Genomic DNA, 25,653 nt, shown 5'->3' on the forward strand with positions numbered 1-25,653 from the left:
ATATAAATTAAAACCTATATCCTACTGCCCATTCAAAGCCACCAATATCATTTATTTTTGGTCCATCAACATAATCTTTCAATCCATTATCAAAAGGGTCATTTGGTTGAAACTTATCATATAAATACAAATTTTGTCGCTCTTGTTTAGAAAAGCCTTTGTAATATCTCAATTCAAAATTCAATGGAATTTTCTTTAAGCCATATACTAATCCCAGATTTATTCCATAGTCAATTTTTGAAGCACCAATTGTAGAACCATCAAATTCTTTAGCTTTATCTCTCAACCAGTCATTATCCCTCATCCCACTTTTCAAAAAAAGCGTTCTTTTTAGTGAATAACCAATATATGGTCCAGCTTTTAACGAAAAGCCAGTGTTTGGGTTATTGTTTTTGTTAAGATGAAGTTTCAAGTGTACTGGTAATTCAAGAAAGGAATTAACGATTCCCTCATCTCCATAAGCTAAAGTAGCACCTCTAGCATCTAAATATAATACATTAACAATATGTCCTCTTACTGTTCTATTTAACTCAGTACTTAGTGATAATTTGTTAGTTAGTGGTATTTCATACAAAAAACCGATGTTGGGCAAACTAATAATTTGGTCAGAAAAACTCAATCCAATTCTTGCTCCAAATTTTTTGGAAAAAGAAAATGTACTTTGTAAAAGTAGTAGAATCAATAGAAGCTTTTTCATAGAAAGGTACGTGTAAAATGTTATAGAAATAATAATGTAAACAAGGTAATTATCATGTTGTAGATTTCCAAAATCTCATATAAAAACACTCCAGCTTTCTTGAACAGCTTTTCTGAAAGCAGATAAATTTAGTCTTAAATCAATTTGTTGATTTTCGAAAAAGTCAATCAAATTTTGAGTGTTGATATTACCTATTAATTCATCTTCTGCCATCGGACAACCGCCAAAACCTCCGATGGCACCATCAAAACGAGTGCAACCTGCTTCATAAGCCGCTTGTATTTTGGGTAACCAAGCATCAGCACGGGCATGAAAATGTCCGCCAAATTCAATATTCGGATAAGCTGGAATTAAAGTATTGAAAATTGATGAAATAATTTCAGCATTTGCCAAGCCAACAGTATCCGAAAGCGCAATAATTTTGATGCCAATATTTGCCATTTTTTTCGCCCAATTCGCTACAATTTCAGCATCATAAACATCTTGATAAGGATTCCCAAAAGCCATTGAAAAATATACAACCATTTCTTTATCATTCTTCAAACAAAGTGCTTGAATGGCTTCTACTGTTTTAAAAGCTTCTTCAACAGAAATATTCGTGTTGCGTTGTTGGAAGGTTTCTGAAATAGAAAATGGAAAACCTAAGTATTTGATTTTTTCAAAAGTAACAGCTTTTTCTGCTCCACGTAAATTAGCGATGATAGCCAGTAATTTCGTCGGAGAATTACTTTCTTCCAAAGCACGATACACCAATTCTGTATCTGCCATTTGAGGAATGGCTTTGGGCGAAACAAAACTACCGAAATCAAGCGTGTCAAAACCGACTTGTAATAATTGCTTGAGATAAGTAATTTTTTGTTCCGTCGGAATTTGCCTTTCCCAGCCTTGCATGGCATCTCGTGGACATTCTATCAGTTTAATGCTTTTCATGTTTTAAGGTTCATTATTGAATTATCAACAATGATTTTAGATTGTTTTTGAAGTAGCGAATTACTCATTAAACATAGCTTTTTTCTGATGAAAAACAAAAATCCCGACCATTGCTGAATCGGGACTTTGTAAAAGTGGTCAGGTAATTATTTCAAATGAATGAAATCCCAAACATTTCAAAATCATCTTCATAGTAAATAGCATAAGATGTTCAACATAAAACCACTACTTTATGGGTGAATTAAAAAAATCAATATGAGATTTTAAATGATTGTTTTTTGTTTCAATCATAACGAAAGGATTTTGCCTTTAGTCTTTCAGCATACTTTTTTAACAAAACTGAGTAAAAAGAGTAAAAAAACCTTTGTACATCCTATTAAACACATGTCAATATGTCAATTGGCATAAGGTTTGACCGTTTAATAAATGAAATTTGTTTGTATAATTTTTAAGTGTAATTTTATAACTTCTGTCATTGTGGCAGAACAATTCATTTGAATTTGGAAATAGTCTTTACTAAATTTCAAACTATTCTCCACTTAAATTAAATCGTGTTTAGCCAGCTTAGCTACATCATCACATTACATATTTCCAAATTTGCATAATACATAATATGAGTCTAGATAAAAACTTTTTAAATAACCTTAAGCTTGCCGAAATTTCTGATTTCGATGGCATTGAATTAATTCCTCTTGGTTCAGAAGGAGTTGATGATGAAAAACTTGGAAAACTTACTGACGAATTACCAATATTACCTATTCGAAATGTTATTTTATTCCCCGGAATGGTAATTCCAATTACTGTTGGAAGACAAAAATCTGTTCGACTTGTCAAAAAAGCTTACAAAGGAAATAGAACCATTGGTGTAATCACACAAGCCAATCCGAATAAAGAAGAACCCGTTGGTGAAGATTTATACAAAGTTGGAACGGTAGCGCATATCATTAAAATGATTGTTTTACCGGGCGGAAACACTACGATTATTGTTCAAGGACGCAAGCGTTTTGAAGTAGATAATTATATCAAAACAGAGCCAAACCTTATTGCGAAAGTAAAATACTTAGAAGATAATTTGCCTTCTAAACTCAATAAAGAGAATAAAGCTTTGATTCAATCTTTGCGAGAAATGGCTACAAGAATTTTGTTCTTGAACCCAGAAATTCCTCGTGAAGCACAAATTGCTTTAGATAATATTGAATCTCCAAACTTTCTGATTCACTTTCTTTCTGCCAATGTCAATGCTGAACTAGCCGAAAAACAACAATTGTTAGAAACAATTAATGGACTTGAGCAGGCTAGAAAATTACTTGAATTAATGATGACCGATATTGATTTATTGGAAATCAAGCGTGAAATTCAAAGTAAAGCAAGTAGCGATATTGATCAGCAACAGCGTGATTATTATTTGCGTCAGCAAATTAAAGTTTTGCAAGAAGAATTGGGTGTTGATAGTCCAGAAGCCGAACTTGATAAAATCAGAGCAAAAGGAGCGAACAAAAAATGGAGTAAGGAAGTCGGTGACCATTTCCAAAAAGAATTAGCCAAATTACAACGCACCAATTCGATGTCGGCAGAATATCCGATGTTGATGAATTATGTTGAATTATTGGTTGATTTACCTTGGAATGAAATCACGAAAGACAATTTCGACCTAAAGAAAGCCCAAAAAGTACTTGATTCAGACCATTTCGGACTAGAAAAAGTAAAAGAAAGAATCATAGAATACTTAGCCGTATTAAAAATGAAGGGCAATATGAAAGCCCCAATTTTATGTTTATACGGCCCTCCAGGCGTTGGTAAAACTTCTCTAGGGAAATCTGTAGCTAAAGCTTTAGGTAGAAAATATGTAAGAATGGCATTGGGTGGTTTACATGATGAATCTGAAATCAGAGGACACCGTAAAACCTACATCGGTGCTATGCCAGGAAAATTAATCCAAAATATTAAAAAAGCAGGTTCAGCGAATCCAGTTTTTATTTTGGATGAAATTGATAAAGTTGGCTCAGACCACCGTGGCGATCCTTCTTCGGCTTTGTTAGAAGTACTAGATCCAGAACAAAACAATGCGTTCATGGATAATTACTTGGAAATTGAATATGATCTTTCTAAAGTATTGTTCATCGCTACGGCAAACTCTTTGGATAGTATTCATCCCGCACTTCGTGACCGTATGGAAATCATTGACATCAGTGGTTATACGATGGAAGAGAAAGTACAAATTGCCAAAAAACACCTTGTTCCAAAACAAAAAGAAGAGCATGGTTTAGAAAATAAAACCTTGAATATTACGGATGCTGCTTTACAAAAATTAATTGAAGGCTACACTCGTGAATCTGGCGTTAGAAAACTAGAACAACAAGTAGGTAAATTGATTAGAAAAGTAACGAAATCAATTGCCATGCAAGAAGAATATCCAAAGGTGATTAAACCAGAGGAAGTGGTGAAGTTATTAGGACAAGAGTATTTCGATAAAGATTTGTACGAAACAAACGATACTGCTGGTGTAGTTACAGGTTTAGCTTGGACACCCGTTGGAGGCGATATTTTATTCATTGAGTCAATCTTGAATCGTGGAAAAGGTGGCGTTACTTTATCGGGTCAGTTAGGTGATGTAATGAAAGAATCAGCGATGGCAGCGCTTTCATATTTAAGAGCCCATGCTGATGAATATGGTATTGACTATCGTATTTTCGATTATTATAACCTTCATATTCACGTTCCAGCAGGTGCAGTTCCTAAAGATGGACCATCGGCAGGGATTACGATGACAACGTCTATCGCTTCTGCTTTAACACAGCGTAAAGTAAAGCCTAATTTGGCTATGACTGGCGAAGTAACCTTGCGTGGTAAAGTATTGCCAGTTGGTGGTATCAAAGAAAAGATTTTAGCTGCTAAACGTGCAGGAATTCAAGAGATTATTTTATGTCATAAAAACAGAAAAGACATCGAAGAAATCACGCCGTCTTATATTTCAGATCTCACTTTCCATTATGTAGATATGGTAGATGAAGTACTGAAAATTGCCTTAATGGAAGAAAAGGTGTCAAAACCAATCAATTTTATTTTTCCTGAAGATAAGCGAGAAGTAATTTTAAATTAATCATAAAAAAAGCGGAGGACCTAAATCTTCCGCTTTTTTATTTTGCTTTCGTTTCTTACTTCACCGAAAGTACTTTAAATTCTGTTCTACGATTTAGCTGATGCTCTTCTTCTGTACAATTTACACCGTCGGCGCATTTATTTACTAGTTGACTTTCACCATAACCTTTAGCTACAATTCTGGCAGAAGAAATTCCTTTTGAGATAATATAAGCAACTGCTGCATCTGCTCTTCTTTGTGATAATTTGGCATTATACTCTGTCGTCGCTCTTGAATCGGTATGTGAACCTAATTCTAGCCTAATAGTTGGATTATCATTCAAAATCTGAACAATTTTATCTAATTCTGGCGAAGCGTCACTTCTAATATCTGCTTTATCTAAATCATAATAAATTGGGGCGATTTGGAAGATTTTTGTGATTTCTTTCCCTACTTCTGGTTTATCTAATTTAATACTTGCATAAAAAGTAGTATCCGTTTCCGCTTTTGTGAGAAGCTCTAATGGAACCGATTTTCCAAGCATCGTAAAAGGTTCACGTTTGGTGAAATAACCATTTTTCTCTGTTACAATCGTATAAGATTTATCTTCTTCCATTTTCACTTTGCCAAAAGTACCTTCCGATTTTGTGTAAATTTCCTCAATAGCTTGGTTAGTAGAGTTATCAATAATTGCCACCTTTACTTCATCCAATGGCTGATTATTCATATCAGTAATACTTCCAGCTAAGAAATAACGAATAATTTTCTTTTTAGGTGTTTCTTTAGCAATTACTGGAACATCGTACTTTTTATCTGGCTGAGTATTCTCGAAATAATAAATATCATCATCTCCTTTTCCTGAATCTCTATTTGAGGCGAAATACCCTTTGGTAGAATCTATCGCAACCAAACCAAAATCATCAAAACGAGAATTCAAAGGAATACCTAAATGCTCTACTGCAATCTCTCCATTTTTACGAGTTGCCACAAATAAATCTAAACCTCCTAAGCCTGCGTGTCCATCCGAAGAAAAATATAGTTTTCCATCTGCTGAAACATAAGGAAACATTTCATCACCAGCGGTATTAATGTCTGCACCTAAATTGATGGCTCTGCCGAATCTACCTGCATTGTCAATATTGGCACGATACAAATCTATACCGCCTTTTCCACCTGCACGATTTGAACCAAAATAAAGGGTTTTATTATCGGCAGAAAAAGATGGACAACCGTCCCAAGCCAAAGAGTCTGATACTGAGATGATTTCTGGTTCAGTCCAAACGCCATCAATATTTCTTGAAATGTATAAATCAACATCTGGTGATTCATCTGAACGTTTTCCTGCATTTCCTCTAGCAAAAACCATCATTTTGCCATCTTTTGAAAATGTTGGCGTTCCTTCATTTGCATTATTTTTGAAGATTGTCGTGCTGAAAAGTGTTGGATTGCCCAATTCTGTTGGACTATTCAAAGCCGCTCTGTATAAACCCAAGTAAGGTAAACCGTTATTTTTATAGATAATGTCTTTGCGTGAAGCCGTAAAAATCAAATCGTTTCCTTGAATAATCGGAGCAAACTCAGCACCCGTAGAATTGATATTCAAAGGTTTTAATTCGATGTACGTTTTTTTATTGGCTAAAGCTTCTACTTCCTCTAATTGGTCGATTTCAGCTTGGGCTTTACTTTTGAATAATTTACTTGGCACTCCCGATAGATACTTCTCTAAATTTTGAGCAGCTTCTTGATATTTCCCTTGCATTTTTTGCGTGGTAGCCAAGTGATAGCGCAAATCATTTTCTCTGCTTCCCGCAGCTAATGCTTTTTCATAAAATTCGCCTGCTAAAATACTTCGATTCGATAATCGAAACGATTCGGCAAGTAAATAATTCGTTTTAGCCAATTCATAATTTGCTGCAGATGCCTTTTTTAATTCTTTAATGGCTAATTCGTATTCACCATTGTCAAATTTTTTCTGACCTTTTTTAAACGATTGAAGTGCTGAATTACAACTATTCAACAAGATTATCGCAGAGAAAAGAGCTATAAGTTGACGAAATTTTTGCATAGTTTTCTTTAAGAGAATTGATTTGATTAATCTGAGTAAGCTAAACTTATCTTTTCACAAACCTTTAAAAGGAATAAAATTCACTCAGAATACGGTAAATATAACCAATTTATAAACGAGTTTTGGCGTAAAATGATTGTACTTGATAGATTTTAATTTAGTCTTAAAATTCAAACAAATCTAAATTGATAAAACAGGGAGTTTTTAGGATGCTATTTTACCGCATTTCGAGAAGCTTCGAGTTGGTAAAATCAGACTTAATAAACCAAGAAAAAAATATTTGAAAATTTGTACTTTAATAAGTATTTAAAGTTTAAAATATATTGTACCTTTGCGAGCCTTTTGCCAAAAGGCAATTTTTAAGTTTCTGAAAGTGAATAACTTATTTTTAATTATTCAATAAATTATTTCGCTATTCAGCCATTTGAAAATTTTATTTTACAGCAGTGATGTTGCAATATTTTAACTAAGACATCTGCGATTTAGAAACAGATAATTTTCTAGAATCGTCGATAAAATTAACAATGAGAAAGCGAATCGAAAAAGAAGATTTGGGCTTCGAGAGAAGACAACAAACTCGTGAAAGAAAAGACGAGTTAAGCCGTGAATTAGGACGTGAAGTGCCTGCAAGAAAGACTTACGGAGGCGAGAGACCTCAAGGAGAAAGAAGAGAGTTCAACTCAGGTGAACGTCGTGACTTCAAACCACAAGGAGAAAGAAGAGAATTTAATTCTGGTGAACGTCGTGATTTCAAACCACAAGGGGAAAGAAGAGAATTTAATTCTGGCGAGCGTCGTGAATTCAAACCTCAAAGGGAAAGAAGAGAATTTAACTCAGGCGAGCGTCGTGATTTTAAACCACAGGGAGAAAGAAGAGAATTTAACTCAGGTGAGCGTCGTGATTTCAAACCACAGGGAGAAAGAAGAGAATTCAACTCAGGCGAACGTCGTGAATTCAAACCACAAGGTGAAAGAAGAGAGTTCAACTCTGGTGAGCGTCGTGAATTTAAGCCTCAAGGCGAAAGAAGAGAATTTAACTCAGGCGAACGTCGTGATTTCAAACCTCAAAGCGAAAGAAGAGAATTTAACTCAGGTGAACGTCGTGAATTCAAACCACAAGGAGAAAGAAGAGAATTTAATTCAGGCGAACGTCGTGATTTCAAACCACAAGGGGAAAGAAGAGAATTTAACTCAGGCGAACGTCGTGAATTTAAACCACAAGGCGAAAGAAGAGAATTTAACTCAGGCGAACGTCGTGATTTCAAACCACAAGGTGAAAGAAGAGAATTTAACTCAGGCGAACGTCGTGAATTTAAACCACAAGGCGAAAGAAGAGAATTCAACTCAGGCGAACGTCGTGATTTCAAACCACAAGGAGAAAGAAGAGAATTCAACTCAGGCGAACGTCGTGATTTCAAACCACAAGGAGAAAGAAGAGAATTCAACTCAGGCGAACGTCGTGAATTTAAACCACAAGGCGAAAGAAGAGAATTTAACTCAGAGCGTCGTGACTTCAAACCACAAGGTGATAAGCCAGCTTTTGAACGCAAAGAGTTTGTAGATAAAAGAAAGCCTGTAGGCAAGAGATTTGATAAAGGTGACTTTAACAAGCCTCGTCCAGATGCAGGAAGTTTTGAAAAAAAAAGTAGAAGCGAAAGACCCGAAAAAACTTTTGGTTCTGCCAAAGCAAATTTCGGAGGAGAGAATCTTTTTAAAGCACACAGACCAGTAGAACAGTCTGATAAATGGACTCCGAACTACAAACTTGATAAGTACAAAGATACTGCACCAAGAAAAGTTCAGAAATTGATTGAAAAATCAGAGCATAAATCTAATTCAGATGTACGTTTGAACCGTTATATTGCTAATTCAGGCGTTTGTTCTCGTCGTGAAGCTGATGATTTAATTAAAGCGGGTGCTATTAAAGTAAATGGCGAAGTCGTTACTGAAATGGGTTATCAAGTAAAACCTGGCGACATCGTTAAGTACGGAACGAAGAAATTGAATCGTGAGAAAATGGTTTATGTTTTGGTAAACAAACCAAAAGATTTTATCACCACGACTGAAGACCCGAACGACCGTAAAACAGTAATGGATTTAGTGAAAAATGCTTGCGAAGAACGTATCTACCCAGTAGGTCGTTTAGACAGAAACACGACTGGTCTTTTATTGTTGACGAACGATGGTGAATTAGCCGATAAATTGACTCACCCTTCTAACGAAATCGAAAAGTTATACCAAGTAGAATTAGACAAACCTTTGACAGAAGAACATTTCGAGAAAATCAAAGCGGGCGTTACTTTAGAAGACGGTGAAATCAAAGCAGATGAACTAGGAATGGTTACGCCTGATGGAATGGTTGTTGGTATTAAAATTCACTCAGGTCGTAATAGAATCGTTAGACGTATCTTTGAATCACTAGGTTACGAAGTATTAAAATTAGATAGAACTACTTTCGCAGGTTTAAGCAAAAAGGATTTACCAAGAGGAACTTGGCGTTTCTTATCTGAAAGAGAAGTGGTGAAATTGAAATTTTTTAAATAAGCTATCAGCATTGAGCAGTAAGCCATGAGATTTTTTATATAGTCGAATCTTTTCTCTCAATCCATTTTATAAAAAGCTCCGCAGGATTTATTTCTGTGGAGCTTTTTTACTTATTTTTAATCGAATAAACATTCATTTGGCGACCAAAAAGACGAAAAAATCAAAAAAGCCACTGAAATTCAGCGGCTTTTCTAATATCTAAACAACTTTATAAACATAATCTCGAAGCTCATCGCTCAAAGCTAACAGCTGCTAATTACAAATTCATTAACGATTCTCTACGTCTCATTTTTCCTGCAGGAATACCAAACATCATTTTGAAACGACGACAGAAGTATGCAGTATCTTTATAACCTACATCAGCGCCAATCGCACGAATAGATTTCTTAGAAGTTCTTAACAAACCTACAGCCGCTTCCATTCTTTGATATTCGATATAATCTTGAGGATTAATACCTGTCAACATTTTGAAATACTGACCAACGTAGTCTTCAGAAACGTTTGCAACGTTTGCTAATACTTTATTCGATAAATCTCCACCGATATTATCTTTGATATATGCAAAAATATCAATCAAGCGTGGATCTTTGAAATAAGTACTGTTGGTTGCTAATTGCTCAACAAACAAACGGTTTTTGATGATGTAACGAATAATTTCGATAACAATCTCTTCCGTTTTAATTTTGATGACACGACCTTTACCAAGAATATCCGTCATATCTTCTTTCAAAATCTCCGCTAGCATGTGTGCTAGTTTATCGTCTCTTTTGATTAAGAATGGTGGAATATCTAGAGAAGTAAAGAAGTTTACCGAATCAAAAACTTTTGCCTCAAAAGCAACCATACCAAATGAATTCTCCATTTGCCCGATTCTTGAAGGCTCAAGGTTATATTCAAAATAAGACTCTCTATGAGTCATAAATTCCTCATTTGATATAGCTTTTGGTTTGTCAGCATTACCATAGGTTATCGAAAGCATTTTTCCACCAGGGATAAAAAGCATGTCTCCAACCTCAGCATGGATTGCTTCCTCGCCAAAAGAAACCTCGCCGTTGTACAAAATCAAGAGTGTATTTTCTACATCATAAAAGTTTTTGATACGGATAGGTTGTAATATTCTAATGTTACGTGACTTGATAAACTTCACGCCTAGCGATTCAATTATCTTATTATAATCTTCCATTTTGCATCGTAATTTGGGTAATTGGAATTATAGAGCATTTAATTTTGGACAAAACTAATAAATCCATGTAAAATTCCAAAATTAAATGTAAAAAAGTGTTATATAATTATTTAACGGTAAAATACTTCCGCCATTCAAATTTATTGTAATATCCTAAGAATTGAAAATTTGGTAGATTTTTTTTTGAAAATTTAATATTTGGAATTTTAGGGGATTTTTGCCAATTCAATTATTTTTTCACAAAAAAAGCCTCTTAAAACTCTATTACGATAGAAAGAATCTGCTGTTATTGACGGCTAGGAAGTCATACTCTTTCTTTTAATATTACAACTTTTCTGCTAAGATGCAAGGGAGATTTGAGTAATTATTTTTACAAAACACAAAAGATTCTCCTGAGTAATATTTCTCATCTCGAAAAATACATACTAAGTATAAAACTGAGATAAGTAATGACTATAAATATGCTTCGGTTATATATTACTTCTTAAAATTAAAAATGCGCAATTCAAACTATAAATGTTGCAATTTGAAAAAAACTTCTATCCATTCTTGGCTTTAAAGGCTTGTAAAGTTTCTTTAGTAAAATTACTTAGCACAAGCTTTCCACTAATTTCAGCTCTCTCAAGCAAGAGTGAATCCCAATGGTCAGTGTTTTTCCAGAGTATTCTTTTGAGTTCCTTCAATGCTTCTGGATTATATTTTGATAAACTTCTTGCCAAACCAAGAACGGCTTCGTCCATTTCTGTAGCTGTTTCAAATACTTCCATGTACAAGCCTTTTTCTTTTGCCCAATCAGCAGAAAAAAAATCTGTTGCTTTTAACGCAAGTATCGAAAATGAGGAAAGTCCAATTTTACGTTCCACTGCAGGTTCAATCACAGCAGGAATGATTCCGATACTTAGTTCACTTAATTTGATAGTCGCAAATTTGGTTGCAAAACAATAATCTGTTGCTGCTGCTAAGCCTACTCCGCCACCAATGGCTTTTCCTTGAACTCTTCCTATTATTATTTTAGAAGATTTTCGACAAGAATTTATCACTTTGGCAAAGCCCGAAAAAAATATTTTGCCTGACATGGTATCATCAATTGCCATCAATTCTGTAAAATCTGCTCCAGAACAAAAAGTTCTATCACCTTCACTTTGCAGAATAATGATTTGTACTTCTTCTTGTTCTCCTAATTTTTCTATGGTCATTGCCAATTCTTCCAAAAGTACAATAGACATAGCGTTTGTGGGCGGATTTCCAAAGACTAGCTTTACAATACCTCCGTCTAGCTCTTCCAACCTGATAGTATGTCTTTTAGTATCTTGCATAATAAAATTATTTTTAGATATTACAGTATTATTTTAATTTCAATAGCATTAAATTACAAATAAATAAAAGAATAATTTTATAAATAGCTTTCATTTAATGTATTGAAAACAATCAAAAGAATGAAGAAAAGCTATTAATAAAAGTAAATTAAACAATCTCAACAAACAATTCAACTTAAAAATGTACAAATCAGAACAATTAACCTTAGTCCGACAAAGTACTAAAGAGTTTGCCGAACGTAAAATTCGTCCTCATGTAATGGAATGGGACGAAGCCCAAATTTTCCCGATAGATTTAATGAAACAATTGGGCGAACAAGGCTTTCTAGGCGTACTCGTACCAGAAGAATATGGCGGGGCAGGCTTAGGCTATCATGAATACGTGGCAGTTATCGACGAAATTGCACAGGTTTGTGGTTCAATCGGTTTATCGGTTGCGGCACATAATTCATTGTGTACCAATCATATTTTACAATTTGGTTCAGAAAATCAAAAACAACAATATTTGCCTCAACTTGCTTCAGGTAATTTTATTGGAGCATGGGCTTTAACGGAAGCCAATACAGGTTCTGATTCTGCCAGAATGCAGTGTGTAGCCCACAGAGAAGGCGACAACTATATCATCAATGGTTCAAAATGCTGGATTACCCACGGAAAATCAAGCGATGTTTTGGTTATTATGGCAAGAACGGGAGCATTAGGAACAAGAGATAATGCCACGGCTTTTATTGTAGAACGTTCAAATACTGGTTTGAAATTTGGCAAAAAAGAAAATAAATTAGGAATGCGTGCTTCTGAAACGGCAGAAGTAATTTTAGAAGATTGCGTTGTGCCTGTTTCGGCTCGTTTAGGAAACGAAGGAGAAGGTTTTAAACAGGCCATGAAAATTTTGGATGGCGGACGAATTTCCATCGCAGCACTTTCTTTAGGCATTGCTAAAGGGGCAATGAAAGCCGCCGCTCGTTATGCGCAAGAACGCCAACAATTTGGACAGGCTATCGCTAATTTTCAAGGAATCAGTTTTAAATTGGCTGAAATGGCGACTAAAATTCATGGCGCTGAATTGATGACACTTCACGCTGCCGACCTTAAAATGGAAGGAACGCATCTTACTAAAGAAGCTGCTATGGCAAAATATTATGCGTCGGAAGTGGCAGTAGAAGTAGCAACGGATGCTGTTCAGATTTTTGGAGGTTATGGTTATACCAAAGATTTTCCTGTTGAAAAGTTTTACCGAGATGCAAAACTTTGTACGATAGGCGAAGGAACTTCTGAAATTCAGAAAATCGTAATTGCGAGAGAAGTACTAAAAGAATATCCAATTGCTTAAAAATAATCCTCAGCATAAATTTATGTTGGGGATCATTTTTTGAAGTATTCTTGCATTCATTTTCTTATTTCGACTGGCTTCTTATTAATTTCGTGTGAACCAATTGTATGCTAAACAAAAATTGGCTTTATCACAAATGCTAAAAATACTTCAACAACCTTATCCACATAACGATTCTACTCGTCGAAAACTTTTTCTTTCATTCGCTGCGGGTATTTTTATTAGCGCATTTTTAATGTTTTTTAAGCCTTTTGGTATTGCTAATTGGCATGATGATTCAAAAGTTCTCATCTTAACAGGATTTGGTGTCATTACTTCTGCTACCATGCTTTTTATTTATTTCGGTGTTCAAAGCCTTTTCTCCAGTTACTTCCAAGAAGAACGGTGGACGGTTGGCAGAGAAATGGGAATGGTTGCCTTGAATGTACTTTCAATCATGGCAATCAATGTACTTTATACTCAATATTATATCGCAAAAGGTTTCAATATGCTGAATCTGGTTTCTATGGTAATTTATACACTCGTGTTGGGCGTATTTCCAGCCACAGGCATTATTTTAATCAACTATATTTTTTACTTAAAACAGTACAGTAAACCTCCTCAGCCAAGTCATCTTCCAGAAAAAAATATTGAAGAAGTATCAGCAACAAACGATATAATTTTGATTGCCGAGAACGGAAAAGACACCATTACTTTATCGCCCAATTCATTTTTTTACATAGAATCAAGTGATAATTATTCGACTGTTGTATTTCTGAAAGAAGATATTTTTCAAAAAGAATTAATCAGAAGTAGTTTAACAAGGCTTGAAGGTCAGATTTCTCAAACACAAATTGTTCGTTGTCATCGTTCTTTTATCGTGAATCTTGATAAAGTGGATAAAGTAACAGGCAATGCACAAGGCTATAAATTACACCTAAATGAAAGTGATTTTGTAATTCCTGTGGCTCGACGATATTCTGAAATTGTATATGAATTGAAGTAATTAATTTTTCTCATGCACTTCCGTCAAAATCTTCGTTACTTCTTTTCTGATTTCTGACATTGGTTTCAAGAAACTATTATTCATGATGCTGAAGATTAACACTTTCCCTTTTTTAGTAAGCAAATAACCGCTAAGGTTATAATTATTGCTAAAGGAACCCGATTTGGCAAAAATAAAAGCTTCTTCGTTAGCAGGTAAACTCTTTAAAGTACCAGATTTTCCAGCTGCGGGAAGTAGTTTAAATAGTCTTTCTTGCGGAACTGTTTGGTAAATATTTTGCAAAAGCTTCACGATACTTCTTGGCGTAAATAAATTATAGCGTGAAAGCCCAGAACCATCCACCCATCTTGAAGCATCAGGCAAATCACTCATAAACTGTTTTTTTGATGCTTCAATTCCTTTACTGACATTCAATTCGCCTGTTAAAACATCTGAATTTAATAACATCAAATGTTCGCCAATCATGTTATCACTAACATGCAACATTCTTTTGTATAAACTATCTGCGGGCAAACTATAAAATACTTTGGCTGATTTATCCAGCGCTTTATTAATCATCGTTACTTCTTTTTTCAAAGTATCGCTTAATAAAGCAACGGTAATTTCTACGCCAGTTTTGAAGGGAACATCTTGTACAAAATTTGCCTTTATTTTTTGAGTATTAGGATGGCTAAATAAATTGGCTCCTAAATCTCGCTGAATGGAAAAAGTATTCTCATTCGACCATTCATAAGCTTTATTCTCGAAAAGTCTAGGCGTGACCGACAAAGCTTTTTGGGTATTTGCTGTGAATCGAACTACATTTCCATGAATTGGAAATCCTGAAATTTCTGCCGCATAATAATCATTGTAATCGTCCCAAGCCCAACCTTGTCCGAAGAAAGTACCTGTGAAATTATCATTCGAGAAATAGATTTTTTCAGAACGATTTTTTAAAAAATCATAGACTTTACTTTTCGCTAAATCTGGATTGAGAAAAGACGGATCGCCAGTTCCCCACAAAATCAAGGAATCGCCAGATACTTGATAATGAAAAGCAGGAATGGAATCTCCCAAAGCTTTCAAACTAGCATAAAAAGTAAACAATTTTGTATTGGAAGCAGGCATGAAATAACGATTTGCCTCTTGTTCGAAAACTATTTTTTGTTCGGAAATATCATAAAAAACAATTCCTGTTTGGTTCTGAGCAAAGGTTGTTGATTGCTGAATTAATCTAGCCGTAGATTTCATCGATACTTTATTGATATTGCAAGATGAAAACCCAAGTACCATCAAAAACAAGAAAGGAATAATAATACGCATCATAAGTATCCAATAATTTTAAATGAAATAAGGATTCAATTCAGGAAATCATCGAAAAATACGCATTTTTTCTACACTAAAATCACAAAATAAGATATATAGTTTTGCGTGAATCTCAAGTCGAAACGTGTCCAAAAGTATTTTCTTCATTACCTTTGTGTCGCTATAACTAAGCTTTTGTAAAACTCAAAGGCTAAACTTTCGTTATCTAATTAGATTTATATCATTCCATAAAATATTTCGTAATCATAAAATGTCTGTAAAATATTTTCATCTCACAGTAAAAGAAATCATCGACGAAACGCCCGATACTAAAACCTTTACTTTTTGGCATCCAGTACATCAATCTGTAAGTTATAAAGCTGGTCAATTTCTTACCTTAATTCCAGTAATCAACGGACAAAAAGTACGTAGAAGTTACTCAATGTCAAGCTCGCCCAATAAAGATGCTTCCATTGCTGTAACCGTAAAAAGAGTACCAAACGGATTAGTTTCTAATTATTTGTGTGATTCTGTAAAAGTAGGTGATGCCATCGAAGTAATGGAACCGATGGGACATTTTGTGCTTGAGCCCAACCCAATGAAAGAACGTACCATCGTATTATTTGGTGGAGGTTCAGGAGTTACACCTTTGATGTCAATCTTAAAATCTGTTTTACCAGTTGAACAAGGCTCGAAAGTATATTTGATTTATGGTTCAAGAAGTGAAGAAGATATTATTTTCAAAAAACAATTAACAGAGCTAGAATTAAAATACGAAGGTCGTTTCAAAGTATTACACGTGTTGACGAAACCTTCTTATACTTGGACGGGCTACAAAACTCGTATTAATCAAGCATCAGCCGTAATTTTTTTGAAACAAGATTTTGCTATTGATATTGCCAAAGCAGAATATTATTTATGCGGACCAGAAGGAATGATGGAACAAGTAGAAAGTGCTTTGAAAATGTTTAATGTTTCGACGGATAATATTCATAAAGAACATTTTGGTGGAAATACATCGCATGAAATTCATGTAGAAGACGAAGATGATTCTATCAAACCACAAACTGTAACGATTCAATACGAAGGCAATGAATATGAAGTATTGGTAAAACCGCATGAAACAATTTTAGAAGCGGCTTTGCGTGAAGATATTGATTTACCTTATTCTTGTCAGGCGGGAATGTGTACTGCTTGTTTAGGAAAATGTGTTTCAGGAAAAGTACATATGGATGAGGAAGATGGACTTACTGATAAAGAATTACAACAAGGTTATATTCTTACTTGTGTGGCGCATCCTAAAACGGCAGGCGTTGTGATTGAGGTAGAGTAAGTTATTGAGATAAAATAATTTAAAATGGTGGTTTTGGAGATTTCCAATATCACCATTTTTTGTTTTTACCCGCTTATTCCCTACAATTGCTGTCCCTGTCTCACGAACAACTTTTAAAAACTGTAAGCTCAAAGCTTACAGCCCAACGCAAAACCTTATCTTTCAAACAACATTCTTTTACCCGTTACACTTTCGTCGAAAGTACCTTCTTGGAAAGCTACATGTCCTGAAACGATTGTATGTGTGATTTTTGAATGCAAAGTTTGTCCTTCTAATGGCGACCATCCGCATTGATAATAGACATTCTCTTTGGTAACGGTGGTACTTTCGTTCAAATCTACCAAGACTAAATCTGCCCAGTAGCCTTCACGGATATAACCTCTTTTTGAAATCTGGAAACAGTCTGCCACGGCGTGCGACATCTTTTCGGCGATTTTCTCTAACGTAATTTTTCCTTCTTTATAAAACTCCAACATTAAGTTCAAAGGATGCTGTACCAAAGGCAAACCTGATGGCGAAGACCAGTAAGGATTTTGTTTTTCAGCCCAAGTATGTGGAGCGTGGTCGGTTGCAATTACGTCAATTTTATCATCTAACAATGCTTGTAATAATTGTTGTTTGTGTCCGTCGGCTTTTACAGCAGGATTACATTTGATTTGGTTGCCCAACGTTTCATAATCACGAGCATCAAACCAAAGGTGGTGAACACAAACTTCAGCAGTAATTCTTTTTTCTTTTAATGGAATTTCATTCGTGAATAATGCCGTTTCTTCACCCGTTGTGATATGTAAAATATGCAAACGAGCATTGTGACGTTTAGCTAATTCAACCGCCATTGACGACGATTTATAACAAGCCTCCACATTTCTAATTTCTGGATGTACTCTCGGATGTGGATTATCTCCAAAACGTTCTTTATAGATTTCAGAATTAGCACGAACCGTAGCTTCATCTTCGCAATGCGTAGCAATCAACATCGGACTTTTCGAGAAAATATTCTCTAAAGTTTTCTCATTATCCACCAACATATTTCCCGTAGAAGAACCCATAAAAACCTTGATACCACAAACATTTTGGATATTGGTTTTTAGTACTTCTTCGATATTATCATTAGAAGCACCCATGTAAAAAGAGTAATTTGCCAAAGAAGTACGAGCAGCAATGTCGTATTTATCAGCCAATAATTCTTGATTCAAAGCATTCGGAACAGTATTGGGCATTTCCATAAAAGAAGTAACACCGCCAGCCACACCAGCACGAGCTTCTGAATGAATACAAGCTTTATGAGTAAGTCCTGGTTCACGGAAATGTACTTGGTCATCAATTACACCCGGGAAAAGATATTTCCTAGTAGCATCAATCACATTATCGGCTGTTAAGCCAGAGAGATTTGTACCAATTTTTTCAATCAAACCGTCTTTTACAAAAACGTCTGCCGATTGAATTTTGCCTTCGTTAACTACTTGGGCATTTAGAATAAGTATTGTTTTCATGCTTAAATCAGACTCAGAATTTACTTCCTTAACTTGTCAATTTGTTTGGGTACGATGTCAATTGCTCTTTCAACTACTTTCGGAGCGAGCGGTTGAACGAGCGGGTAAAGATATACTTTTTCAGAATCACTTTCGGGAATTTTGATACCGATTGCCGTAATTAACCAAATGAAAATACTGATGCCAAAAGCCCAAGTAAAAGCCCCAACGACAGCACCAGCAAAAGAATCAAAATTGCCTAAAACGGTATAACGGATAGATTTTCGTAAAACCCATCCTAATTTATTAATGAGGTAAACGATAGGGAAAAATACAGCACCGAAGCCAATATAAGGCATGATTTTATTGGTGACAGTATTACTCATATATGGCGAAGCCAAATCGCTGGCAAAACCAAGCGTTTTGAAACCGATAATGACAGAAAGAACGAAAGCGACGATAGAAATGATTTCAATAATAATGCCCCGTTGATAACCAATGTAAGCTCCCCAAAGGGTAGGTAGCAGTATAAAAATATCGATTGGTTGCATAGAAAAGAGATATGTTACCTCATCCCCCAGCCCCTTCTCCATTTGAGAAGGGGAGAAAAGCTTTGAGTTCAAATCTCCCCTCTCAACAGGAGAGGGACTGGGGGTGAGGTGAATAACTAACTCAAAATGGCTTTCACCATTGCAGAAACTACTTTGCCATCAGCTAAACCAGCTAATTCTTTCGTAGCAACGCCCATGATTTTACCCATGTCTGATGGAGCAGAAGCACCCACACGTACTTTAATTTCTTCTAATTTAGCACGAAGTTCATCTTCTGTTAATTGTTTTGGTAAGAACTCTTCGATGATTGATAATTCGATTTGCTCTTTTTCAGCTAAGTCTGCACGACCTTGAGTTGTGAATATATCTAAAGAATCTCTTCTTTGTTTAGCAGCTTTTGTCAATAATTTTAATTCAACATCGGCTGATAAATCACCACTGGCATTGTTTCCAGAAGTTTCTTCTAACAAAATGAGTGATTTTATAGCACGTAAAGTACGAAGACGGTCTTGGTCTTTAGCACGCATGGCATCTTTAATGCCGCTTTCAATATTGGTTTTTAATGACATGATTTTATTTGAGATTTTGAAAATATGTAATTTTGAAAATGATTCTTTTTCAAAATACTTATCTTTGAAGCTTCTAAAGAACAAAGGTCTTAATAGAAATGTTCTTTTTACAAAGGTAAAAAACAGTTATCAGGAATTGTTTATCATTTATCAGTATTTTGAAAAAATGAGAAGACTAATCAAGATTGACTTTATCAATAACAGCGTTATGACTAAATTAAGTGTAAATATTAATAAGATTGCTACTTTAAGAAACTCAAGAGGTGGAGACAATCCAAATGTTGTGAAAGTAGCATTAGATTGCGAGCGTTTCGGAGCAGAAGGAATTACTGTACATCCACGCCCAGACGAACGCCATATTCGTTACCGTGATGTATTCGATTTGAAAGAAGTAGTAACGACAGAATTTAATATTGAGGGAAATCCATCAGAGAAAAAGTTTGTAGAATTGGTTTTAGCCAACAAACCGACACAAGTAACTTTAGTACCAGATGCTTTAGGAGCAGTTACTTCTAATGCAGGTTGGGATACTGTAAAATACAAAAGTCAGTTGATTGATTTAGTTGCTCAGTTCAAAGAAGCAGGCATCAGAACTTCTATTTTTGTAGATGCCGATGTAAGAATGGTAGAAGGAGCGAAAGAAACAGGTACAGACCGTATCGAACTTTATACAGAACCTTATGCCGAAAACTATTTCAAGAATAAAGAATTAGCTATCCGTGATTTTGTAACGGCTGCCACCAGAGCCAATGAATTAGGCTTAGGCTTAAATGCAGGACACGATTTGAGTTTGGATAATTTACGATACTTTCAACAAAACATTCCTAATCTTTTAGAAGTATCCATCGGTCACGCTTTGATTTGTGATGCACTTTATTTAGGGTTAGAAAATACAGTACAATTGTATTTGAGAGAGACGAAAGCGGTGGATTAAAAGAATCATTGTATTAAATAAAAATCCCCAGTTATTCAAATAGCGAATAATTGGGGATTTTTAATATGTTGAAACCTACTTACAATTAGGCGTAAAAGTACCAGTAATATTTAAGGTATTGGTTCCAGCATTATAAACCGAATTTCCAACAATTCCAGTACCCGGAGGAAGAGCAAAATTGTTTTTATTAAGGGTAAATAATCCCGAAGAATACCAAGTATTATTGTTCCAAGAATAAACCATGTATTGATGTCCATTTACTAATTCAATAGTAAGTACTCCGTTATTGTTAGTAATCTTAGAGCCATAACTGAAATTGATGACACCATTGACTAAATACAAGTAAGTCCAAGGATTTTTACCAGCCATCGCATCAGTGTTATCATAAAGATAGAACCAACCAGAAGGCAAAATTTTAACATTTTTATTACTACACTTTCCGCTAATATTTATGTTTACCTTGACAATATCAGGAGTAGCTGGTGCGCCAAAGATAATATCTATCGCTCCCTGTGCACAAGGGTTGAATAGATTGGTTTGTGCTAATATTGGTAGCCTTGGATTTAGGTATAAGTTAAAAGATGATATAACAATTTTTGCTTGTGGTATTTGTGCCACATAAGGAAAGGTTACTCTCATTCCATCTGTTAAATATGCCCCATGCAATGCTGCCAAGTATTGGTTATTAGGCGTAACCAATGTTACATCAAAATATCCACTTTTCCCCGGACCAATACGTAATGTTACCGTTAAGGGTCTATTGCAAGTTCTTATGCCATACCAATACCAGTCAAGGTTAAAACAAGATAAGTGTTTGGTTTCAAAATTAGCGACAAGTTTACCATTCGAATTGGTTGTGACGGTTACATCTCCTTCACTTTTCCATTGACCAGTTTGTTCATTTAAACTCCAAAGTGGTACCACATCACCAACTTTAATGTTTTCACCAGTATCAAAATTGGTTGTATTGGCATTGATTTCCATAGAAACCTTTACTGGAGAAGAAAACTGTTTTACATCAGTATTGCCAGCTTTCATATTAATAGCCACTAATCCAGCCGAAACAAAATTAATTCCTTCACCATTATTGATAGGCTGACCGTTTTGGTCCACCACATTGGTTGGGTTAAAACCTCCCGGAAATGCGCTATAAGAAGTAGGAGAACTAGGACTAAAATGAACGATATTTGATGTTAGTTGATTGGCATTAATCGCTACTCCGTTTGCATCTAACACTTTTGTTCCAGCAGGAATTGTAACGGTGGTTGTTTCAGACATTGTGGCACTTGTACCAGTCTTAAAATTATCGCCATTTGAAACCCCATTGGTTAAAGTAGCTTGACTAACCGATACCGATGTTCCATCAGCTGGGTTGGCGTACTCTATCGCAGTAATATCAATTACTTTTACAGAATCCGAAGTAATGGTAACCGATTGTGTAACGGGAGCAAAACCCGGTATTTCTGCATAAACATTGAATTTTACAGGATTGGTTGTAGATGGATTAGCCGTATTAACAATGTATAAAGGTAAAAGACCATGCGAGGCTTGAAAATTGGTGCTACCACCATCCATTTCCACCAAATTGGCATTTTTGCCACTTATTGTAACATTAAAATCTCCTGGTACGTTGGTCGATGAACTATTAGCATTGGCAAAATGAATCAGGATAGGAGATTTCGTTACATCGTTGTTTACAGTTAGCTCAACTTCATCTAAAGGATTTAATTTGCTACATGAAAAGGTTAAATAGAATCCAATGAATACCAAAAGCATTGGACGAAAGATTGATAGAAAATTTGTTTTCATTTGATTAAGAAAAGTTTTGAGATTGTTTTTGGTCACAGAAATAGATACTTCAAAAAGAGAGAGAGAAGGTTAAATAGCCCAACAAATAATATTTTCAGACTTACCGATTACCTATGAGGTTATATATCAACACAGAAAGAAACGATGACTTTCACTATGAATCATAGAAAAAGTCATTTTACGAGCATTAAAAATCAATGCTTAGCCTAACGAGAATACTTGCAACACTATACGGTTCATCATGAACAAATAATGTCCTAAAATTTAAGCAACAGAAATAGTTGAACGAAAAGCATTAGCGTCACCTTTTTACTTAAAATAATTATTGGAGAAGGAATAAAATTAAGTTTAAGTAATCAAAACAGCCTTAATACATAGATACTTTGAGTGTGTTACCCAAGAGCCAAGACAAACACTGACATTGGTCAGTTCTAAATTTCTAAAAAATAAAAACTTTAGTTGTAATGATGAAGTATTAAACGTGCTTTGGCTAAAAGAAGAAATTAAAGTCATCTTTTTAGCTTTATGGGAGGATTAGGATGAATATGCCGACAAACATATAAATAAATTGCAATATTTTATAATAATATTTTAATTTATATTTTGTCTATAAAAGAGAAGTAGTATTAAAATCAAAATTTTAAATAACATTACTTTATTTAAGATACAGAAAAGCTTGATAAGAACGGTAAATAGAAGTTAGTCAAGTATTTAATAGTATATCCAGAACCCAAAAGAATCTTTACTTAGGACTAGAAAATAAAAAAGCGTTTCAAAGTAGCATATAAAATCTACCTTGAAACGCTTTTTTGTTAAATACTATTTTTATTTACAACTATTAAGTGGATAAACAAGCGTCGCATCTACTTCTCCTGAGGTTGGATTAACTGGAAAAGAACCTGTTAAGCCTACCGAAGAGACTATGGTTGCTGTACCATTGCTGATAGTAACTTCTCCTGAATAGTTAGTTCCATCATAAGTGGTTGTTATTGTATATTTTACATTTTTCTTCATACCAAGTGTTGCCTTCCCTTCTACTACATTTACTAACTGTTCTACTCCTGACGCATCGACTAACTTCACCCAAACTGTTGGTTTAATATTTACGCTTTTGTTAGTACATGCAGCTGTAAAATCTAAATTAACTTTAACAGCGTCAGATTCAGTTTCAGCTGCGTCGTCAGGAGTATTTGGAGGGACTACTACTTCAGGTACGTTAACTGTCAAACCAATTTTTTTATTGATACAAGCGTTAAATGTGCTACTTCCAATAACAACACCATTAGAACGATACACAACAATCCTTGTTGAATATCCTTTTGGTACTTTTTTGGCTTTAAACTTTACTGTTGTACTATTAGATATTTTAAATGAAGGGTATCTTTTGGTATATCTAGCTCTGCCACTTTTTATATACGATACCGTAGCATAATACCTTGATGTTGAATTTCTGATATTGGATTTAATGCTTACAGTATAAGTTTTACTTCCGCAAGTTTTACCTTTATACTTCCAAGCAATCGTCCAAGTAGATAAATGAGGTACTTTAAAATTGGCAATTAAATTTCCGTTCGCATCTTTAGTAATGGTTGCATCATCTTCTTCTGTCCATTCGTCTTTGTCTCTATTATAGCTAAATACTGGAATTTGGTCACCTACTTGTACAGGTTCTTCTGTATCAGGATTAACTAAATCAGGATGTAAAGAAAGAGACATATCTAAAGGCTTTGAAAAGCTTTTTACACTTTTCCCGCCCGCTGTCATTTCGATATCTACAAAACCTGCTGTGATAAATGAGGCTTCGTCGGTAGTTCCATCTTTAAATTTAACGGTGTTTGCTTCGCCTTCATTCGGGAAACTATTGAAAGCATCTTCTGTACCAGTTCCGTACTGAATGATATTACTGTTTACACTTGTAGCATTGATTATGGCTCCAGTTTCGTCTTTTACTTGTGTGCCAGCAGGAATAGTAATTTTTGCAACTTCAGGTTTGTCGGTACTTGCAGGAATCACGATGGTTTCTCCTGTAGCCAATGATGTTGTTTTTGCAACTGATTTTACTCCATCAGGCAGAGCCGAGAGGTTAGTAAGTGCTACTCTATAAGTAGAACTTAAAAAATCTACAATGGTAATAGTGTAATTCGTCGGGGCATAATTCGGACCTTTTACCGACACTGTAAATTCAACAGGAGCGCTTTCTGATGGGTTTACATTTTCGGCTAAAACCAAAGAAAGTAAATTTCCTGCAACCTTGAAATCTTTTCCTCCTTGATCGTTCAAAACAAGGTCTTTGTTCGGACCTGAAATAGTCACAGTTAAATCCTTTGGGAGAGTAGTACTGTTGCTGTTGGCATCAACAAACTCAATAAGGATTGGAGCTTTATAGATATTACTGTTGACGGTTAAATCTACGCCTTCAAATGGGTTGATTTTCTGACAAGCAAAAACAAGGGAAATCCCTAAAGAAAAAAGTATTACTGGACGTAATATGGAAGTAAAAAAGTTTTTCATCTTTTAGAATAAAGTTTAAATGACATTATTGAATTAGTCGAGTCTTACGGCTAATCTCAAATTAACAATTGGCCAGTACTGCCAATCTTTCATATTTTCTTGTACTTTAGCTTGTTGTTCACTCATGCTACTCAATCTTTTTTCACCCGTTAAAGTAACTACTGGCGATTGTGTATAATAAGTACCGACTTCAAATCCAAAGCCAATTCTACTTTTAGGAATAGTCCTTCCAAATCCAATTCCAGCGAATGGTGCAATTTTCTTTCCATAGTCAACCGAAAACTTGACATTACCAATTTCATCAGGAGTAAAAGTAGTACTTCCAAAAGTGTAAGTTCCAGTAGGAGTTACAACCACCGATACTTTTCCTTTGTCGATATAAGATGTACCACCAAATAGTTTAAAACTACTTTTCTTGAAAGGGTGATATTCAAAAGATAAACCAGCCATCGCCATATCCACATCGCCAGCCAATTTTACTTCTTCGTCAGAGGTATTTGTGGTAGAATTTACGTTGTACTTGAAATAGCTAAAGCCCAGTCGTGCAGTAATTTTAGGACTCAATTTATAAGCAATGTCAATTCCTGGCGTTGTGCCAAGATTCAGTGCAAAGCCTAATTTATGAGGCGTATTAACCAAAGTTGAGTCTTGCCCAAAAGTTGTATAGACACAATTAATGAAAAATGTACAGAGAAGAAATAAACTAAGAGTAGTTCTTCGTTTCATGAATTTGTATTTGTTTAAGTTTAAAATTTAGTCATACACTAGCTGTACATATATTAAAAAGCAATGTTAGGTTTTAGCCAATTGATTTAGGTTTATGATAATTGTTGACAACTACCATAAACCTTATTTAGAAAAATCCATAGGTTTAACGATAAGACAAACCTTTAAATAAAAATGCTTTGATTCGAACCCATACAAAATAATTATTGCGATAAGTAATTGTAAAGCATTTGGATGTGTTAGAGATTCAATATAACAAAGGCGAATTGTTCACAGGATTAATAATAGTATAATCAGATAGATAAATATTAAGCGTGTTGGAGTTTAAAACAGCCT

Annotated in this window: 18 protein-coding genes; 6 read left to right on the forward strand and 12 right to left on the reverse strand. The window is 34.9% G+C overall.

From position 1 onward, the window contains the following. Window positions 1-7: 7 nt before the first annotated feature. A complete protein-coding gene (locus ABID42_RS17220; RefSeq protein ID WP_367284744.1) occupies window positions 8-697 on the reverse strand; it encodes an outer membrane beta-barrel protein in 690 nt (229 codons plus the stop codon). Between the two features lie 75 nt (window positions 698-772). Beyond that, window positions 773-1,627, reverse strand: coding sequence for a hydroxymethylglutaryl-CoA lyase (locus ABID42_RS17225; RefSeq protein WP_367284745.1), 855 nt, complete (start codon window positions 1,625-1,627; stop codon window positions 773-775). A 613-nt stretch (window positions 1,628-2,240) separates the two neighbouring features. Between ABID42_RS17225 and lon the strand changes: the two genes are divergently transcribed. Next, window positions 2,241-4,727: an endopeptidase La gene (lon, locus tag ABID42_RS17230; protein ID WP_323258385.1), complete on the forward strand. Its 2,487-nt coding sequence runs from the start codon at window positions 2,241-2,243 to the stop codon at window positions 4,725-4,727. Between the two features lie 55 nt (window positions 4,728-4,782). On the opposite strand, the gene ABID42_RS17235 is transcribed toward lon, so the two are convergent. Next, window positions 4,783-6,771 (reverse strand): CHU_0125 family OmpA-like outer membrane integrity protein, encoded by a 1,989-nt coding sequence (locus ABID42_RS17235; RefSeq protein WP_367284746.1) that lies wholly within the window; start codon window positions 6,769-6,771, stop codon window positions 4,783-4,785. A gap of 524 nt (window positions 6,772-7,295) precedes the next feature. Between ABID42_RS17235 and ABID42_RS17240 the strand changes: the two genes are divergently transcribed. Beyond that, window positions 7,296-9,314 (forward strand): pseudouridine synthase, encoded by a 2,019-nt coding sequence (locus ABID42_RS17240; RefSeq protein ID WP_367284747.1) that lies wholly within the window; start codon window positions 7,296-7,298, stop codon window positions 9,312-9,314. Window positions 9,315-9,570: 256 nt separating this feature from the next. On the opposite strand, the gene ABID42_RS17245 is transcribed toward ABID42_RS17240, so the two are convergent. Further along, window positions 9,571-10,497: a helix-turn-helix domain-containing protein gene (locus tag ABID42_RS17245; protein WP_323258382.1), complete on the reverse strand. Its 927-nt coding sequence runs from the start codon at window positions 10,495-10,497 to the stop codon at window positions 9,571-9,573. A gap of 539 nt (window positions 10,498-11,036) precedes the next feature. After that, complete coding sequence (locus tag ABID42_RS17250) at window positions 11,037-11,813, reverse strand: enoyl-CoA hydratase/isomerase family protein (RefSeq protein WP_367284748.1); 777 nt, start codon at window positions 11,811-11,813, stop codon at window positions 11,037-11,039. A gap of 181 nt (window positions 11,814-11,994) precedes the next feature. On the opposite strand from ABID42_RS17250, the gene ABID42_RS17255 reads away from it, so the two are divergent. Beyond that, complete coding sequence (locus ABID42_RS17255) at window positions 11,995-13,143, forward strand: acyl-CoA dehydrogenase family protein (protein ID WP_367284749.1); 1,149 nt, start codon at window positions 11,995-11,997, stop codon at window positions 13,141-13,143. Window positions 13,144-13,279: 136 nt separating this feature from the next. Beyond that, a complete protein-coding gene (locus ABID42_RS17260; protein ID WP_367284750.1) occupies window positions 13,280-14,128 on the forward strand; it encodes a LytR/AlgR family response regulator transcription factor in 849 nt (282 codons plus the stop codon). Here ABID42_RS17260 and ABID42_RS17265 read toward each other — a convergent pair whose 3' ends face one another. Continuing rightward, window positions 14,129-15,433, reverse strand: a complete 1,305-nt coding sequence (locus tag ABID42_RS17265; protein ID WP_367284751.1) for a D-alanyl-D-alanine carboxypeptidase/D-alanyl-D-alanine-endopeptidase — start codon at window positions 15,431-15,433, stop codon at window positions 14,129-14,131. A 250-nt stretch (window positions 15,434-15,683) separates the two neighbouring features. Here ABID42_RS17265 and ABID42_RS17270 point away from each other — a divergent pair, with 250 nt between their 5' ends. After that, window positions 15,684-16,745, forward strand: a complete 1,062-nt coding sequence (locus tag ABID42_RS17270; RefSeq protein WP_367284752.1) for a 2Fe-2S iron-sulfur cluster-binding protein — start codon at window positions 15,684-15,686, stop codon at window positions 16,743-16,745. A gap of 155 nt (window positions 16,746-16,900) precedes the next feature. Here the strand turns inward: ABID42_RS17270 and ABID42_RS17275 are convergent, their stop codons facing one another. The 3 genes from ABID42_RS17275 to ABID42_RS17285 all read right to left on the reverse strand — a co-directional run bounded on the left by ABID42_RS17275 (window position 16,901) and on the right by ABID42_RS17285 (window position 19,337). Beyond that, complete coding sequence (locus ABID42_RS17275) at window positions 16,901-18,238, reverse strand: dihydroorotase (protein ID WP_367284753.1); 1,338 nt, start codon at window positions 18,236-18,238, stop codon at window positions 16,901-16,903. A gap of 20 nt (window positions 18,239-18,258) precedes the next feature. Next, complete coding sequence (locus tag ABID42_RS17280; RefSeq protein ID WP_367284754.1) at window positions 18,259-18,768, reverse strand: CvpA family protein; 510 nt, start codon at window positions 18,766-18,768, stop codon at window positions 18,259-18,261. A 116-nt stretch (window positions 18,769-18,884) separates the two neighbouring features. After that, window positions 18,885-19,337, reverse strand: coding sequence for a GatB/YqeY domain-containing protein (locus ABID42_RS17285; protein WP_323258374.1), 453 nt, complete (start codon window positions 19,335-19,337; stop codon window positions 18,885-18,887). 208 nt (window positions 19,338-19,545) lie between these two features. Here ABID42_RS17285 and ABID42_RS17290 point away from each other — a divergent pair, with 208 nt between their 5' ends. Then, the gene (locus ABID42_RS17290; RefSeq protein ID WP_367284852.1) at window positions 19,546-20,271 is read left to right on the forward strand and encodes a pyridoxine 5'-phosphate synthase; all 726 of its coding nucleotides are present in this window, start codon (window positions 19,546-19,548) and stop codon (window positions 20,269-20,271) included. A gap of 75 nt (window positions 20,272-20,346) precedes the next feature. Here ABID42_RS17290 and ABID42_RS17295 read toward each other — a convergent pair whose 3' ends face one another. From ABID42_RS17295 to ABID42_RS17305, 3 genes are all read right to left on the reverse strand, one after another. Continuing rightward, the gene (locus tag ABID42_RS17295) at window positions 20,347-22,080 is read right to left on the reverse strand and encodes a hypothetical protein (protein ID WP_367284755.1); all 1,734 of its coding nucleotides are present in this window, start codon (window positions 22,078-22,080) and stop codon (window positions 20,347-20,349) included. A gap of 825 nt (window positions 22,081-22,905) precedes the next feature. Next, entirely contained in the window at window positions 22,906-24,591 is a 1,686-nt protein-coding gene (locus ABID42_RS17300) for a hypothetical protein (protein WP_367284756.1), read from the reverse strand. Window positions 24,592-24,624: 33 nt separating this feature from the next. Then, window positions 24,625-25,317, reverse strand: coding sequence for a hypothetical protein (locus ABID42_RS17305; RefSeq protein ID WP_367284757.1), 693 nt, complete (start codon window positions 25,315-25,317; stop codon window positions 24,625-24,627). Window positions 25,318-25,653: the final 336 nt, after the last annotated feature.

The organism is Arcicella rosea (assembly GCF_040543805.1).
Taxonomy (GTDB): Bacteria; Bacteroidota; Bacteroidia; order Cytophagales; family Spirosomataceae; genus Arcicella; species Arcicella rosea.